The sequence below is a fragment of the Arthrobacter sp. BB-1 genome (assembly GCF_006151685.1).
Lineage (GTDB): Bacteria > Actinomycetota > Actinomycetes > Actinomycetales > Micrococcaceae > Arthrobacter.
This window is the reverse complement of record NZ_VDEV01000019.1, coordinates 287,959-302,208: the sequence shown is the minus strand read 5'-3', so window position 1 is coordinate 302,208 and position 14,250 is coordinate 287,959. Positions and strand designations below refer to the sequence as shown.

At 64.7% G+C, this 14,250-nt stretch carries 9 protein-coding genes and 2 tRNA genes; 8 read left to right on the top strand and 3 right to left on the bottom strand.

The genetic code is table 11. The annotated features are described in order from the left end of the window. Nucleotides 1–142 precede the first annotated feature (142 nt). Nucleotides 143–216, bottom strand: a tRNA-Gly gene (locus FHJ30_RS11710). Between the two features lie 141 nt (nt 217–357). Between FHJ30_RS11710 and FHJ30_RS11705 the strand changes: the two genes are divergently transcribed. From FHJ30_RS11705 to FHJ30_RS11680, 6 genes are all read left to right on the top strand, one after another. Beyond that, nucleotides 358–432: transfer RNA gene (locus tag FHJ30_RS11705), tRNA-Pro, on the top strand. Nucleotides 433–513: 81 nt separating this feature from the next. Beyond that, nucleotides 514–1,899, top strand: coding sequence for a trigger factor (tig, locus tag FHJ30_RS11700; protein ID WP_139029458.1), 1,386 nt, complete (start codon nt 514–516; stop codon nt 1,897–1,899). A gap of 232 nt (nt 1,900–2,131) precedes the next feature. Then, nucleotides 2,132–2,755, top strand: coding sequence for an ATP-dependent Clp protease proteolytic subunit (locus FHJ30_RS11695; RefSeq protein ID WP_139029483.1), 624 nt, complete (start codon nt 2,132–2,134; stop codon nt 2,753–2,755). Nucleotides 2,756–2,792: 37 nt separating this feature from the next. Then, nucleotides 2,793–3,452: an ATP-dependent Clp protease proteolytic subunit gene (locus FHJ30_RS11690; protein WP_139029457.1), complete on the top strand. Its 660-nt coding sequence runs from the start codon at nt 2,793–2,795 to the stop codon at nt 3,450–3,452. Between the two features lie 175 nt (nt 3,453–3,627). Next, nucleotides 3,628–4,908: an ATP-dependent Clp protease ATP-binding subunit ClpX gene (gene clpX / locus FHJ30_RS11685; RefSeq protein WP_139029456.1), complete on the top strand. Its 1,281-nt coding sequence runs from the start codon at nt 3,628–3,630 to the stop codon at nt 4,906–4,908. Between the two features lie 83 nt (nt 4,909–4,991). After that, nucleotides 4,992–5,606 (top strand): DsbA family protein, encoded by a 615-nt coding sequence (locus tag FHJ30_RS11680; protein ID WP_139029455.1) that lies wholly within the window; start codon nt 4,992–4,994, stop codon nt 5,604–5,606. A 353-nt stretch (nt 5,607–5,959) separates the two neighbouring features. Here FHJ30_RS11680 and valS read toward each other — a convergent pair whose 3' ends face one another. Further along, the gene (gene valS / locus FHJ30_RS11675; protein WP_139029454.1) at nt 5,960–8,581 is read right to left on the bottom strand and encodes a valine--tRNA ligase; all 2,622 of its coding nucleotides are present in this window, start codon (nt 8,579–8,581) and stop codon (nt 5,960–5,962) included. A 126-nt stretch (nt 8,582–8,707) separates the two neighbouring features. Between valS and FHJ30_RS11670 the strand changes: the two genes are divergently transcribed. Beyond that, nucleotides 8,708–9,466, top strand: a complete 759-nt coding sequence (locus FHJ30_RS11670) for an SDR family oxidoreductase (protein ID WP_139029453.1) — start codon at nt 8,708–8,710, stop codon at nt 9,464–9,466. A 40-nt stretch (nt 9,467–9,506) separates the two neighbouring features. On the opposite strand, the gene FHJ30_RS11665 is transcribed toward FHJ30_RS11670, so the two are convergent. Then, nucleotides 9,507–10,511 carry an endonuclease/exonuclease/phosphatase family protein gene (locus tag FHJ30_RS11665; protein WP_139029452.1) on the bottom strand — a complete coding sequence of 335 codons (1,005 nt, stop codon included), beginning with the start codon at nt 10,509–10,511 and terminating at the stop codon, nt 9,507–9,509. A 393-nt stretch (nt 10,512–10,904) separates the two neighbouring features. On the opposite strand from FHJ30_RS11665, the gene ileS reads away from it, so the two are divergent. Further along, nucleotides 10,905–14,249: an isoleucine--tRNA ligase gene (gene ileS, locus FHJ30_RS11660; RefSeq protein WP_139029451.1), complete on the top strand. Its 3,345-nt coding sequence runs from the start codon at nt 10,905–10,907 to the stop codon at nt 14,247–14,249. The last annotated feature ends 1 nt before the right edge of the window (nt 14,250 follow it).

Here is a 14,250-nt window from a genome sequence, read left to right as displayed (position 1 = left end):
GCAACGCTCTCTCACTTAATGGGGGTTTTGCGGCGACGCTCACTCAGTTGGGGATGGCGTTCCACGGCGTGCTGCCGCTGGTCCCTGAGTTGGCACGAAAGCCTTAACACAAAAAGGCCCCTCGCTGAGGGGCCTTTTTGATTGGAGGGGACGACGGGAATCGAACCCGCGTAATCAGTTTGGAAGACTGAGGCTTTACCATTAAGCTACGTCCCCGGAAGAACCGCATCTGCAATATTAGCAGGCCTGCAATTCCGGGCTGGCTGTTCAAGCCGGATACAACTAAACCTAATCCATGGGCTACGTGTCAAATGTGCAAACAGGGCGCCGATCACCGTAGACTTGCCTGTGCACTAACGGGGTGTAGCTCAGCTTGGCTAGAGCGCCTGCTTTGGGAGCAGGAAGTCGCAGGTTCAAATCCTGTCACCCCGACTCTGCGGCCCGGACCACTCGGCCTGGACAAAACATTGCGTTTGCAGAAACCCATCCCACAATCCCAGGAGTACTTAGACCGTGAAGAGCGCTGTCGAGAACCTCACCCCCACGCGGGTCAAGCTCAATGTTGAGGTCCCCTTTGAGGAATTGAAGCCCAGCATCGACTCGGCCTACAAGACCGTTGCTTCGCAGATCCAGGTCCCGGGCTTCCGTAAGGGCAAAGTCCCCGCCAAGCTCATCGACCAGCGCGTCGGCCGCGGCTACGTCCTGGAGACTGCCATCAACGAAGGCCTCAATGGCTGGTACCAGGCCGCCGTGCAGGAATCCGGCATCCGCCCCCTGAGCCGCCCCGAGGTTGAGATCACCGAGGTTCCGGACCCCTCCGCAACGGACGGCGGGCTGAAGTTCGCTGCCGAGGTGGACGTCCGCCCCGAAATCGAACTCCCGGACTACGCCGGCATCAAGGTTGAGGTTGCAGCGGCAGAGTCCTCCGATGAGGACGTGGACAAGGCCCTCGACGAGCTCCGCGGCCGCTTCGGCACCCTCAAGTCCGTAGACCGCCCCGCGGCGGATGGCGACTTCCTCACCATCGACATCACCGCCACCATCGACGGCGAAGAGGTTGATTCCGCTTCCGGCCTGTCCTACCAGGTGGGCGCAGGCACCATGCTCGAAGGGCTCGACGAAGCCGTTACGGGCCTCAGCGCGGACGAAGACGCCATCTTCGAGACCACCCTTGTGGGCGGAGACCACGCCGGCGAAGCCGCCCAGGTCAAGGTTGTCGTCAAGGCCGTCAAGGAGCGCGAACTCCCGGAGGCGAACGACGACTTCGCCCAGCTTGCTTCCGAGTTCGACACCCTTGCCGAGCTCCGCGAAGACCTTGCCAAGCAGGCAGCCGACTCCAAGATCGTGGAGCAGGGCGTCGAGGCCCGCGACAAGGTCCTGGACAAGCTCGTTGAGCTGGTGGAGGTTCCGGTTCCGGATTCCGTGGTTGAAGAGCAGCTCGAGGCCCACTTCAAGGAGGGCAACGGACACGGTGAAGGCGAGCACGACACCGAGGAGCACCGCGAAGAGGTCCGCGCCAACACCGCCCGTGCCTTCCAGAACGAAATCATCCTTGACGCCATTGCCGAGAAGGAAGAAGTCAACGTCAGCCAGAACGAGCTGATCGACTACATCGTCACCACCGCCAGCCAGTACGGCATGGACCCCAACCAGTTTGCCCAGATCATTGACCAGAGCGGCCAGGTTCCGATGATGGTTTCCGAGGTCCGCCGCCGCAAGGCACTGGCCGTCGTACTGGGCCAGGCCGAGGTCACCGACACCGAGGGCAAGGCCGTTGACCTGAGCGACTTCGTCCGTCCCGGCGGCGAAGAGGAAGCTCCCGCGGCCGAAGCTGTTGAGGCCGAGGCTGAGACCGCTGACGCAGCCGTTGAGGACGACAAGGCAGAGGCCAAGGCCTAGGCCTCAGAGCCACTTTGTGGACAGCCCCCGGATCATCCGATCCGGGGGCTGTCTGCGTTTGATCCTGCCGCTCCGCGCCGGTCCGGCCGATCGTGCGCCGTCAGCGAACAGCCGCGGATGCGCGAACAAAACAACGCTGAAACCGGTTAGTGTCCAAGTAGTGATTTTCAGTGATGTCACCGTCACCAGCGAGAGGTATATACACATGTCACAGAACCCAGAGTCCCCCCGGATGGCGACTGTCGATCCCGCAGCCCAGGACAATTACATCTACAACCGGCTCCTGAAAGAGCGGATCATCTGGCTGGGCTCAGAGGTGCGTGACGACAACGCCAACGCTATCTGCTCGCAGCTGCTCCTGCTGTCCGCGGAGAACCCGGACAAGGACATCTACCTCTACATCAACTCCCCGGGCGGCTCGGTGACGGCGGGCATGGCCATCTACGACACCATGCAGTTCATCCCCAACGACGTCGTCACGGTAGCCACCGGCCTGGCCGCCTCCATGGGACAGTTCCTGCTTTCCTCCGGCACCAAGGGCAAGCGGTACGCCACCCCCAACGCCCGCGTCCTGATGCACCAGCCCTCCGGCGGCATCGGCGGCACCGCCTCGGACATCAAGATCCAGGCCGAGCTCATCCTGCACATGAAGAAGGTCATGGCGGAACTGACCGCCGAGCAGACCGGCCAGACCGTCGAGACCATCCTCAAGGACAACGACCGTGACAAGTGGTTCACGGCGAAGGAGGCCCTGGAGTACGGCTTCTTCGACAAGATCGCCGCGCACGCCGGCTCGGTGGCCGGCGGTGGCGGAACCTCCAACGGCTCCTCCGGCGAGCCAGCTTCACAGAACTAACCCGGCACCAAGAACACTCAGATCAGGAGCAAAGAACATGAACTACAACTTCGGGTGGTCTGCCGGTAATCTTCCGTCCAGCCGCTACGTCCTGCCCCAGTTCGAGGAACGCACGCCGTACGGCTTCAAGCGCCAGGACCCGTACACCAAGCTCTTCGAGGACCGCATCATCTTCCTCGGTGTCCAGGTGGATGACGCCTCGGCCGATGACGTCATGGCCCAGCTGCTGGTCCTGGAGTCCACGGATCCAGACCGCGACATCACCCTTTACATCAACTCGCCCGGCGGTTCCTTCACGGCCATGACGGCCATCTACGACACCATGCAGTACATCCGCCCCGAGATCCAGACCGTGTGCCTGGGCCAGGCGGCCAGCGCCGCTGCCGTCCTGCTCGCCGCCGGAACCCCGGGCAAGCGGCTTGCGCTGCCCAACGCCCGCGTCCTGATCCACCAGCCGGCCCTTTCCGGCGGCCAGGGCGGACAGGCCTCAGACCTTGAGATCCAGGCAGCCGAAGTCATGCGCATGCGCTCCTGGCTCGAGGACACCCTGGCCCACCACTCCGGACGGACGTCGGAGCAGGTCAACAACGACATCGAGCGCGACAAGATCCTGACCGCGGAAGAAGCACAGGCGTACGGCCTGATCGACCAGGTCCTGGACTCCCGCAAGATCAAACCGCAGGCAATCACCAGGTAGCCGAAAAGCAAAGTGCCGGTGGCGCCAATCATTTGGCACCACCGGCCTTTTCCTTCCACCCTCGGACGCGAATGTGACCTAGAGTGGATGTTGTCACAACCGGTCCATGCAGGCTGGTGGAGATTCCAGCAACGGTGCAAGGCTGCCAGGCAGCAAGATACTAAGGGGTTCACATATGGCTCGGATTGGCGAGAGCACGGATCTGCTGAAGTGCTCTTTCTGCGGAAAGAGCCAGAAGCAGGTGCGCAAGCTCATAGCCGGGCCCGGTGTCTACATCTGCGATGAGTGCATTGAGCTGTGCAACGAGATCATCGAAGAGGAACTGGCGGAAGTCGCCGACCTGGGCAGCTTCGAACTGCCCAAGCCCCGCGAAATCTTCGACTTCCTGCAGGAATACGTCATCGGCCAGGAGCCCGCAAAGCGCTCCCTCGCCGTCGCTGTCTACAACCACTACAAGCGGATCCAGGCTGGCCACGCACCCAAGTCGGGAAGCCTCGCCGACGGCGGCCACCACGACGACGTTGAGATCGCCAAGTCCAACATCCTCCTTATCGGGCCCACGGGTTGCGGCAAGACCTACCTCGCCCAGACCCTCGCCCGCCGCCTGAATGTGCCCTTTGCGGTGGCTGATGCAACTGCCCTGACCGAGGCCGGCTACGTCGGGGAGGACGTGGAGAACATCCTCCTTAAGCTCATCCAGGCCGCGGACTACGACGTCAAGAAGGCTGAGCAGGGCATCATCTACATCGACGAGATCGACAAGATTTCCCGCAAGAGCGAGAACCCCTCCATCACACGCGACGTGTCCGGCGAAGGTGTCCAGCAGGCGCTCCTGAAAATCCTGGAAGGCACTGTCGCCTCCGTCCCGCCGCAGGGCGGCCGGAAGCACCCGCACCAGGAATTCATCCAGATCGACACCACCAATGTCCTCTTCATCGTGGCAGGCGCGTTCGCCGGGCTGGAGGAGATCATCGGTTCGAGGTCCGGCCGGAAGGGCATCGGTTTCGGCGCGCCCCTCAACGAGGCCAGCAAGAAGGTGGACTCCTACGGTGAAGTGATGCCCGAGGACCTGCTGAAATTCGGCCTGATCCCCGAGTTCATTGGCCGTCTCCCCGTGATCACCACCGTCTCCAACCTGGACCGCGACGCCCTGATCCAGATCCTGTCCACGCCGAAGAACGCCCTGGTGAAGCAGTACCAGAAGATGTTCCAAATCGACGGCGTAGAGCTGGTTTTTGATGAAACCGCCCTCAACGCCATCGCCGACCAAGCCTTGGAGCGCGGCACCGGGGCCCGCGGACTGCGGGCCATCATGGAGGAAGTGCTGCTTCCCGTCATGTTCGATCTCCCCAGCCGGGAGGACGTTGCCAGCGTGGTCATCACAGAGGACGTCGTCCTGAAGGGCGCCGAGCCAACCATAATTCCCCACGTCGCAAAACGCCGTAAGTCTGCCTGACTCCTGGCACAGCGCCGTTCCCCGCAGTACCCCTTACATGTCGTGGCTGTCCTGTGCCACTGAGACCAGCGAAGGAATTCCCCATGACTGAAACCGCAAGGAACAAGGCCGACTTTTGGTTCGATCCGTTGTGCCCCTTCGCCTGGATTACCTCGCGCTGGATCGGCGAGGTGGAAAGCGTCCGCGACATCGCGACTGAATGGCACGTCATGAGCCTGGCCGTCCTCAACGAAGGCCGCGACCTTGAGCCGGGCTACCGGGAATCCATGGACAATGCCTGGGGCATGGTCCGTGTGATCACCGCCGCCCAGAAGCAGCACGGCAAGGGCACGGTCAAGGCGCTCTACGACGCCATGGGCACGCTGATCCATGAACAGGGCGAAAAGGACCGCGACGTGGTGATCAGCAAAGCACTCGCTGAGTGCGGCCTTCCCGCATCACTGGCCGGGGCGGCCACCACCGATGCCTACGACCCCCAGCTCCGGGCCAGCCATGAGGAAGGCATCGCCCTGGTGGGCCAGGACGTTGGAACGCCGGTGGTGGCCTTCAACGGAACCGCCTTTTTCGGCCCCGTACTCACCCGGATTCCGCGTGGCGAGGATGCCGGCAAGCTCTGGGATGCCACCACCGCGATCGCTTCCTACCCGCATTTCTTCGAGCTGAAGCGGAGCAGGACCGAACGCCCGGAATTCAACTGAGGTCCGGTCCCTCCGGCAGGGCCGGACAGGAGTGCCAGGAGCCCCGGCTGAACTACTCGTTTGTAGTTCTGCCGGGGCTCTTGCGCATGGGGATGGGCGGGACAACAATAGTTCTTACCCACTTCGAAAGAAGTGGGACGTAGAAACCAAAGATTCAGTGATATGCATTCGACGCAGCCATCGGCAAAGTCAGGATGCAAGCTACAAGTGACGAACGTAGGAAGACCTGAAGATCCGAGGATTCTGCCAGACCATCAAGTCGTCACCGGATGGCCGAAAAGTCGAAGCCCCACCAACGGCAAAACGCTGATGGGGCTTCCCCTTTGCCCAAAAACAGGGCGTGGCTAATGCAGCTAGGCTTTTGCCGGTTCCTCCGTGGCGGCCAGTTCCACGTCGGTCACGCTCAGGTCACCCTCGCCTACCACTACTGAGATTTCGCGGGCATTGGAGGCTGCCTTCAGGTCGGCCAGGCCGGCGTTCAATTGCCCTGCCAGTCCAACAGGAGCCGTGATGGTGGCGGACAGGACCTCCGTGCGCTGCTTCACCTTGGCTTCGGACTTGGCCTTGCGGACACCGCTGAGGGCAACACCGACGGTTGCGAGCATGGTGGTGTCGCCATCCGGCACCGCCAGGGCGGCCGGCCACTCGGCGCGGTGGACCGAGCCCTTGCGCCACCAGCTCCACACCTCTTCCGTGGCAAAAGGCAGGAACGGGGCAAAGAGCCGCAGCAGGGCGTCCAGGGTGGTGGCCAGTGCTGCAAGCACCGAGGCCTGTTCCGCTTCGCCCGCGGCGCCGTAGGCCCTGTCCTTGATGAGTTCCACGTAGTCGTCGGTGAACTGCCAGAAGAAGCTCTCCGTGATCTGCAGTGCCCGTGCGTAGTCGTAGTTCTCGAAGGCCTTCGTGGACTGGGCCACAACGTCGGCGAGCTGTGCCAGGACCGCCCGGTCCAGCGGATTGCTGAGCAGGGAGAGGTCTTCCGAAAGCACCGAGTCCTCAGTGGCGCCCAGGTTCAGGACGAACTTGGAGGCATTCAGCAGCTTGATTGCCAAGCGGCGGCCGATCTTCATCTGCGCAATTTCATAGGCGGTGTCGGCCCCGAGCTTGGCGGAGGCGGCCCAATACCGGACGGCGTCCGAGCCGTATTCCTCCAGCACGTCGGTGGGCACCACCACGTTGCCCTTGGACTTGGACATCTTCTTGCGGTCCGGGTCAAGGATCCAGCCGGAGATGGCGGCGTGCTTCCACGGCGCGCTGTTTTCCAAAGCGTCGGCGCGCACCACCGAAGAGAACAGCCAGGTCCGGATGATGTCGTGGCCCTGGGGCCGGACATCGAAGGGGAACACCTTGGCGAAGAGGTCTTCGTCGCGCTTCCAGCCGCCCACGATCTTGGGCGTCAAGGAGGAGGTGGCCCAGGTGTCCAGGATGTCCGCGTCACCGGTGAAGCCCCCGGGAACATCGCGCTGGCCTTCATCGAAGCCGGGCGCAGCGTCCGCCGCCGGGTCCACGGGCAACTGCTCGTCGGAGGGCACGATGGGGGAGTCGTAGTCCGGGTTGCCGTCAGCATCCAGCGGGTACCAGACCGGGATGGGCACGCCGAAGAAACGCTGGCGGGACACCAGCCAGTCACCATTGAGTCCCGAAATCCAGTTCTCGTAGCGGGAACGCATGAAGGCAGGGTGGAAGTCGATCTCCCGGCCCCGGGCAATAAGCCGCTCCCGGCGGTCCTCATCGCGGCCGCCGTTGCGGATGTACCACTGGCGGGACGTCACCACTTCCAGGGGCTTGTCGCCTTTTTCGTAGAAGTTCACGGGGTGCATGATCTTCTTGGGCTCGCCCTCGAGCAGGTCAGCGGCGGCGAGGAGTTTCACCACCTCTTCCTTGGCGCTGAAGACCGTCTTGCCGGCAATCGCGGCGAAGGCTTCACGGCCGATGTCCGTGGTGATCCACTCCGGAGCCTCGCTGACGATCCGGCCGTCCCGGCCAACAATGGCGCGGGTGGGCAGCTGCAGTTCGCGCCACCAGGTGACGTCGGTCAGGTCACCGAACGTACACACCATCGCGATGCCGGACCCTTTGTCCGCCTTGGCGAGCGGATGGGCCTTGACCTCAACCTCGACGCCGAAGAGGGGGGACGTGACCTTCTTGCCGAACAGCGGCTGGTACCGTTCGTCGTCGGGATTTGCCACCAGCGCGGCACAGGCGGCCAGCAGTTCGGGTCGGGTGGTCTCGATGTGGATCTTCTGCCCGTCCTCGGTGAAGAACGGGTAGCGGTAGTACGCTCCGGGGACTTCGCGGTCCTCGAGTTCGGCCTGGGCCACCGCGGTACGGAACGTTACGTCCCAAAGGGTGGGTGCCTCCGCCATGTAGGCGTCGCCCGCCGCCAGGTTCGCCAGGAACGCGCGCTGCGAGACCGCCCGCGAGTTGTCGTCGATGGTGCGGTAGGTCAGCTCCCAGTCGACGGACAGGCCGAGTGTCTGGAACAGGTTCTCGAAGACCTTCTCGTCCTCCACCGCCAGCTCTTCACAGAGCTCGATGAAGTTCCGGCGGGAGACGACGTCGAAGTCCCGCTGGTTCTTGGCAGGCTGCGCCGGCGGCCGGTAGTCAGGGTTGTACGGGATGGAGGGGTCGCAGCGGACCCCGTAGAAGTTCTGCACCCGGCGTTCGGTGGGCAGGCCGTTGTCGTCCCAGCCCATCGGGTAGAAGACGTTTTTGCCGGTCATGCGCTGGTAGCGCGCCAGCACGTCAGTCTGCGTGTAGGAGAACATGTGCCCCACGTGCAGTGAACCGGAAGCGGTGGGCGGGGGAGTGTCGATCGAGTAGACCTGGTCCCGGGTTGTCTCCCTGCGGAACTTGTAGGTTCCCTCGGCCAGCCAGCGCTGCGTGAGGGCAGCTTCGAGGCCCTCGAGGGCCGGCTTGTCCGGAACGTTGATGGGGGCGGTGGTGGGCGTGTCTGTACCCTGTTTGTCTTCAGCCATCTGCCAATTGTTTCATGTCCCGCCGCGTCCACCCGCCCCGCGTCCCTGAGGCGCCCGCCCGGGCCGCGGTTCATCCGGCGACTCATCAGGAGGCGGCCGTTCGGTGGCCCCCGCTAGGGTGGTGCCATGACTGACGTTTCACAGAAAAAAGCAGCAGTGGTGACCGGCGCAAGCAGCGGAATCGGGGAGGCCACCGTCCGCGCCCTCGCGGCGGACGGGTGGACCGTATTTGCCGTGGCGCGCCGCGCAGACCGCCTCGCCGCGTTGGCGGAGGAAACGGGTGCTGTCGCCGTCCCCGCTGACATTTCGGAGGACGACGACGTGTCCCGGCTTGTGGCGCAGGTGGCCGAAGCGGGCGGCATCGACACGCTGATCAACATCGCAGGCGGTGCCAGGGGTGCCGACACCATCGCTTCAGCCGACACCGAGGACTGGGACTGGATGTACCGGGTCAACGTGCTGGGCACCATGAAACTCACGCGGGCGTTCCTGCCGATGCTGCGTGCCAACGGCGAAGGGACGGTGCTCAACCTCACCTCGACCGCGGGGCTGGCGGCCTATGAGGGCGGGGGCGGCTACAACGCGGCGAAATTCGCCCAGCACGCCATGACGGGGGCGCTCCGCCTGGAAGAGGCCGAGCACAATGTCCGCGTGATCGAGGTGGCGCCCGGGCTGGTCCAGACCGAGGAGTTCGCTGTGAACCGGCTCGGTGACCGGCAGGCCGCTGACAAGGTCTACCAGGGGGTCGAAAAGCCGCTCACGGCGGGCGACGTAGCTGATGTGGTCCGCTACGCGGTGACTGCTCCGCACCACGTGAACCTGGACCAGATTGTGATCCGCCCCGTGGCCCAGGCCGCAAACTACAAACTGATCCGCAAGAACTGACCGCGGTGGCCCGGCCCGCCGGCGGGCCGGGCTCCGGGGATCAGCGGGCGGGGACGTCCAGGACCGCCGTGATCGCCGCATGGTCGCTTCCGTCCACCCGGTGCACCGCGTAGCTGGAACTCCATATGTCCGGGCTCGTCACAACATGGTCGATGGTGACGCCGGGCAGCAGCTGCCCGTCCATGGGCCAGGTGGGCACCAGCCGTGCGCCGGCCGCAACGCCCACGTCCACAAGTCCCTGACCATCCCCGCCGCGCAGGAGGCTGCGGAACTCGGCGTGATCGTAGGTGGCGTTGAAGTCTCCGATGAGGAGCCTGCTCCCGCCGCCGGCGGCCACCCTTCCAACGGCGGCCAGGTCACCGCGCCATTGCCCTGCCATGTGCTCCACCGGTGCCCGGGTATGGACATTGGTCACTTCCAGCACCCCGGCCCTGCCCTGCGACGTGACGGTAATCCGTAGGATGGGCATCCGGAAAGCAGTGCCGCCAACCCGCCCGGTTTCCTCAAGGGGGAACCGCGAGTACACGGCGCTGCCGCCGGCGTTATCGGCGGGATCCGTCACGCTTTCCGGCAGTAGCGCGGCCAGGCCTTCGGCAGCGAGGCGCTCCTGGAACGCCTGGGAGTGCTCCTGGACGGCAAGGACATCGATCCGGTTCTCCCGGACCAGGCGGACAACCGTGCGGGCGTCGGCCTGGCCGAGCTTCGAGTTGAAGGTCATTACCCTTAGCTCCACTGTCGGCCCGTCACCGGGTACCCGCTTGCCTGCCGGGAGCGGGAAGAGCCAGAAGGCCAGGCAGGCCAGCAGCGCCGAGCTGACAGCAGCATGCCAGCGGTTCCGTCCCAGCAGGGCCAGCAGGAGGGCCGCCGCGGCCGGCGCCGCCAGCCACGGGGTGAAGGCGAGCAGCTGGATGCCGCGCAACGGCCACACCGCCGGGATGGCCCGGAGAACCGACAGGCCCACCAGCGGCACGGTAAGGAGGAACCAGAGCCATGTGTAAGCCCTGCCGGGGCGCAAAGCCGCCCGAAGCCGTGCAGAATTGGCCATGTGCTTGAGTCTAGGCACCGAGCCGCTATTGCGCAGCAGGGCTGCGCGCCGGCCAGGGTGCCGGAATGGCGATGCACCGGCGGCGATAGTAGACTCGGAGATGGCTATGACCCGGCAATCACCGGTGAGCTTCCGGAAGAACACGCGGACTGGCGTATTGAACTGATACGTCGCGTCCGCGCCAGTAGAACCGGACGGGTAAGCCCGTCACAGCAGTCAATGAGCGGCCGTCGCGGCGCCTGTTCCTTCCGGGGAACGCGCAACGCCGGTAAGTGAGGTGGTACCGCGGTAAGCGTGGAGTCCGGCGGACAACATGGCAAACCGTCCTCGCATCCTGAACGGAACAACACGGCGCAAGCCGGCAGTTCGCCAAGCTCAACCCAGGATGTCGACATGACGTATTACCCCAAGGCCTCAGCCTCCACTTCTGCCAGCGCGTCGTCCACCGGCGGTGCCGGTGTTTCCGCCTCCGTGAAGTTTCCGGAGATCGAAGAGCGCATCCTGAAGTACTGGGACCAGGACGGCACCTTCCAGGCCAGCATCGACCAGCGCAGTGCGGACGCCCCCGGCGGCCAGCCCGGCAGCAACGAGTTCGTCTTCTATGACGGCCCTCCCTTCGCCAACGGACTGCCGCACTACGGCCACCTGCTGACGGGATACGCCAAGGACCTGGTGGGCCGCTACCAGACCCAGCGCGGCAAGCGCGTGGAGCGCCGCTTCGGCTGGGACACCCACGGGCTGCCCGCCGAACTTGAAGCCATGAAGCAGCTGGGCATGACGGACAAGACGCAGATCGAAGCCATGGGCATCGACAAGTTCAACGACGCCTGCCGCGCCTCGGTGATGAAGTACGCCGACGAATGGCGCAACTACGTCACCCGCCAGGCACGCTGGGTGGACTTCGACAACGACTACAAGACCCTCAACGTGGAGTACATGGAGTCCGTCCTCTGGGCGTTCAAGCAGCTGCACGAAAAAGGCCTCACCTACAACGGCTACCGGGTCCTGCCGTACTGCTGGAAAGACGAAACGCCGCTGTCCAACCATGAGCTGCGCATGGACGACGACGTGTACAAGAACCGCCAGGACCAGACCGTCACGGTGACCTTCCCCATCACTGCGGGCAAATCCGAGCTGTCGCGCCAGCTGGCCGGCGTCCAGGCCCTCGCCTGGACCACGACGCCCTGGACGCTGCCCACCAACGCGGCGCTCGCCGTCGGGCCTTCCATCACCTACGCCGTGCTGCCGGCCGGCCCCAACGGCATCAAGGCTGCCTCCGCGGAGGCGCCTGTCACGGGAAGCTTCCTCCTGGCGGCCGACCTGGTGGGCAGCTACGCCAAGGACCTCGGCTACGACGATTTCGAGGCCGCGCAGGCCGCCGTGGTGTCCACCCACACCGGCGCGGAACTTGAAGGCCTGGAGTACCAGCCGCTGTGGCAGGACTTCGCAGACAACGAAAAGTACGGCATGGAAAACGCGTGGCGGTTCCTGGCTGCCGACTACGTCACCACCACCGACGGCACCGGCATCGTCCACCAGGCCCCCGCCTACGGCGAGGACGACCAGAAGGTGTGCGAGGAGGCCGGCATCCCGGTCATCCTTTCCGTGGACGAAGGCGCCAAGTTCCTGCCGCTGTTCAAGCACGGCGACCTGCACGAAATCGTGGGCCTGCAGGTATTCGAGGCTAACAAGCCCATCACGCAGGTGCTGCGCGCCCAAGGACGGCTGGTCCGCCAGGCCAGCTATGAGCACAGCTACCCGCACTGCTGGCGCTGCCGCAACCCGCTGATTTATCGCGCCGTGTCCTCCTGGTACGTGGAAGTCACCAAGTTCAAGGACCGCATGTCCGAGCTGAACCAGGAAATTAACTGGATCCCGGGCAACGTCAAGGACGGCCAGTTCGGCAAGTGGCTGGAAAACGCCCGTGACTGGTCCATCAGCCGCAACCGTTACTGGGGCAGCCCCATCCCCGTGTGGCAGTCCAGCGATCCCGAGTACCCCCGCACGGATGTGTATGGTTCGCTCGCGGAGATCGAGGCCGACTTCGGCCGGCTGCCGCTGAACAAGGACGGCCAGGTGGACCTGCACCGCCCGTTCATCGACGAACTGACCCGGCCCAACCCGGACGATCCCCGGACCCCCGAAGAGGGCCAGTCCGTGATGCGCCGCGTGGAGGACGTGCTGGACGTGTGGTTCGACTCCGGTTCCATGCCTTACGGCCAGGTGCACTACCCCTTCCAGAACGAGGCGTGGTTCGACACCCACAACCCTGCCGACTTCATCGTGGAGTACATCGGCCAGACCCGCGGCTGGTTCTACATGCTGCACATCCTCTCCACGGCCCTGTTCGACCGGCCGGCGTTCCGCAACGTCATCAGCCACGGCATCGTGCTTGGCTCGGACGGGCAGAAGATGTCCAAGAGCCTGCGGAACTACCCCGACGTCTCCGAGGTCCTGGACCGTGACGGCTCGGACGCGATGCGCTGGTTCCTGATGTCCAGCCCCATCCTCCGCGGCGGCAACCTTGTGGTAACCGAGCAGGGAATCCGCGACGGCGTCCGGCAGGTCATCCTGCCGTTGTGGAACGTGTACAGCTTCTTCACGCTGTACACGAACGCCTCCAACGCAGTTGACGGTACAGCGGCCGGGTATGACGCGAAGCTGCGCTATGACGGCTATGCCGACACCCTGGACCAGTACCTGCTCGCCAACACCGGCGAACTGGTGGGCACCATGACGGAACGCCTGGACGAGTACGACATCTCCGGTGCCTGCGATGCCCTCCGCAGCTACCTGGACATGCTCACCAACTGGTACGTCCGCCGCAGCCGGCAGCGGTTCTTCGACGAGAGCGTTGACGCGTTCGACGCGCTCTACACCGCGCTGGAAACCGTCGCCCGCGTGGCTGCGTCCCTGCTGCCGCTGGTTTCCGAGGAGATCTGGCGCGGCCTCACGGGCGGCCGCTCCGTGCACCTGGCTGACTGGCCGGACGCCGGCCTGTTCCCGGCCAACCCGGGACTGGTGGAGGCGATGGACCGCGTGCAGCAGATCTGCTCCACCGGCTCCTCGCTGCGCAAGGCGGCGAACCTGCGCGTGCGCCTCCCGCTGCAGGAGCTCACGGTTGTGGCACCCGGTGCGGATGCGCTGGGAGGCTTCGCCGGCGTCGTCGCCGATGAACTGAACCTGCGCTCGGTCCGCCTGCTCGACGCCGAAAACGCGTCCCCGGAGGAGTTCGGCATCGAGCAGAAACTCGTGGTCAACGCCCGGGCCGCCGGCCCGCGCCTGGGCAAGAACGTCCAGCAGGCCATCAAGGGCTCAAAGTCCGGTGACTGGTCAATTAGCGAAGCCGGGGTGGTCACCGCCGGCGGCCTCGAGCTCGAGCCGCAGGAGTACACGCTGGAGACCGTGGTGGCGGAGTCCGCGGACGGCGCCGGTTCACGTGCTGCCGCAGTCCTTCCCGGCGGCGGCTTCGTGGTCCTGAACACCGAGGTCACCCCCGAACTGGAAGCCGAGGGACTGGCCCGCGACATGGTCCGCGCCATCCAGCAGGCCCGCAAGGACGCCGGACTGAACGTCAGCGACCGGATCCGGACCACGGTGACTGCCCGGCAGAACGTCGTCGACGCCCTGCTCGCCAACGCCGACCTGGTCAAGGGCGAGACCCTTACCGTGGACCTGGCCGCAGAACCCTCGGACGCCGCCGAGCCGGCTGTAGCCGTCGAAAAAGTGGAGGCCTGAT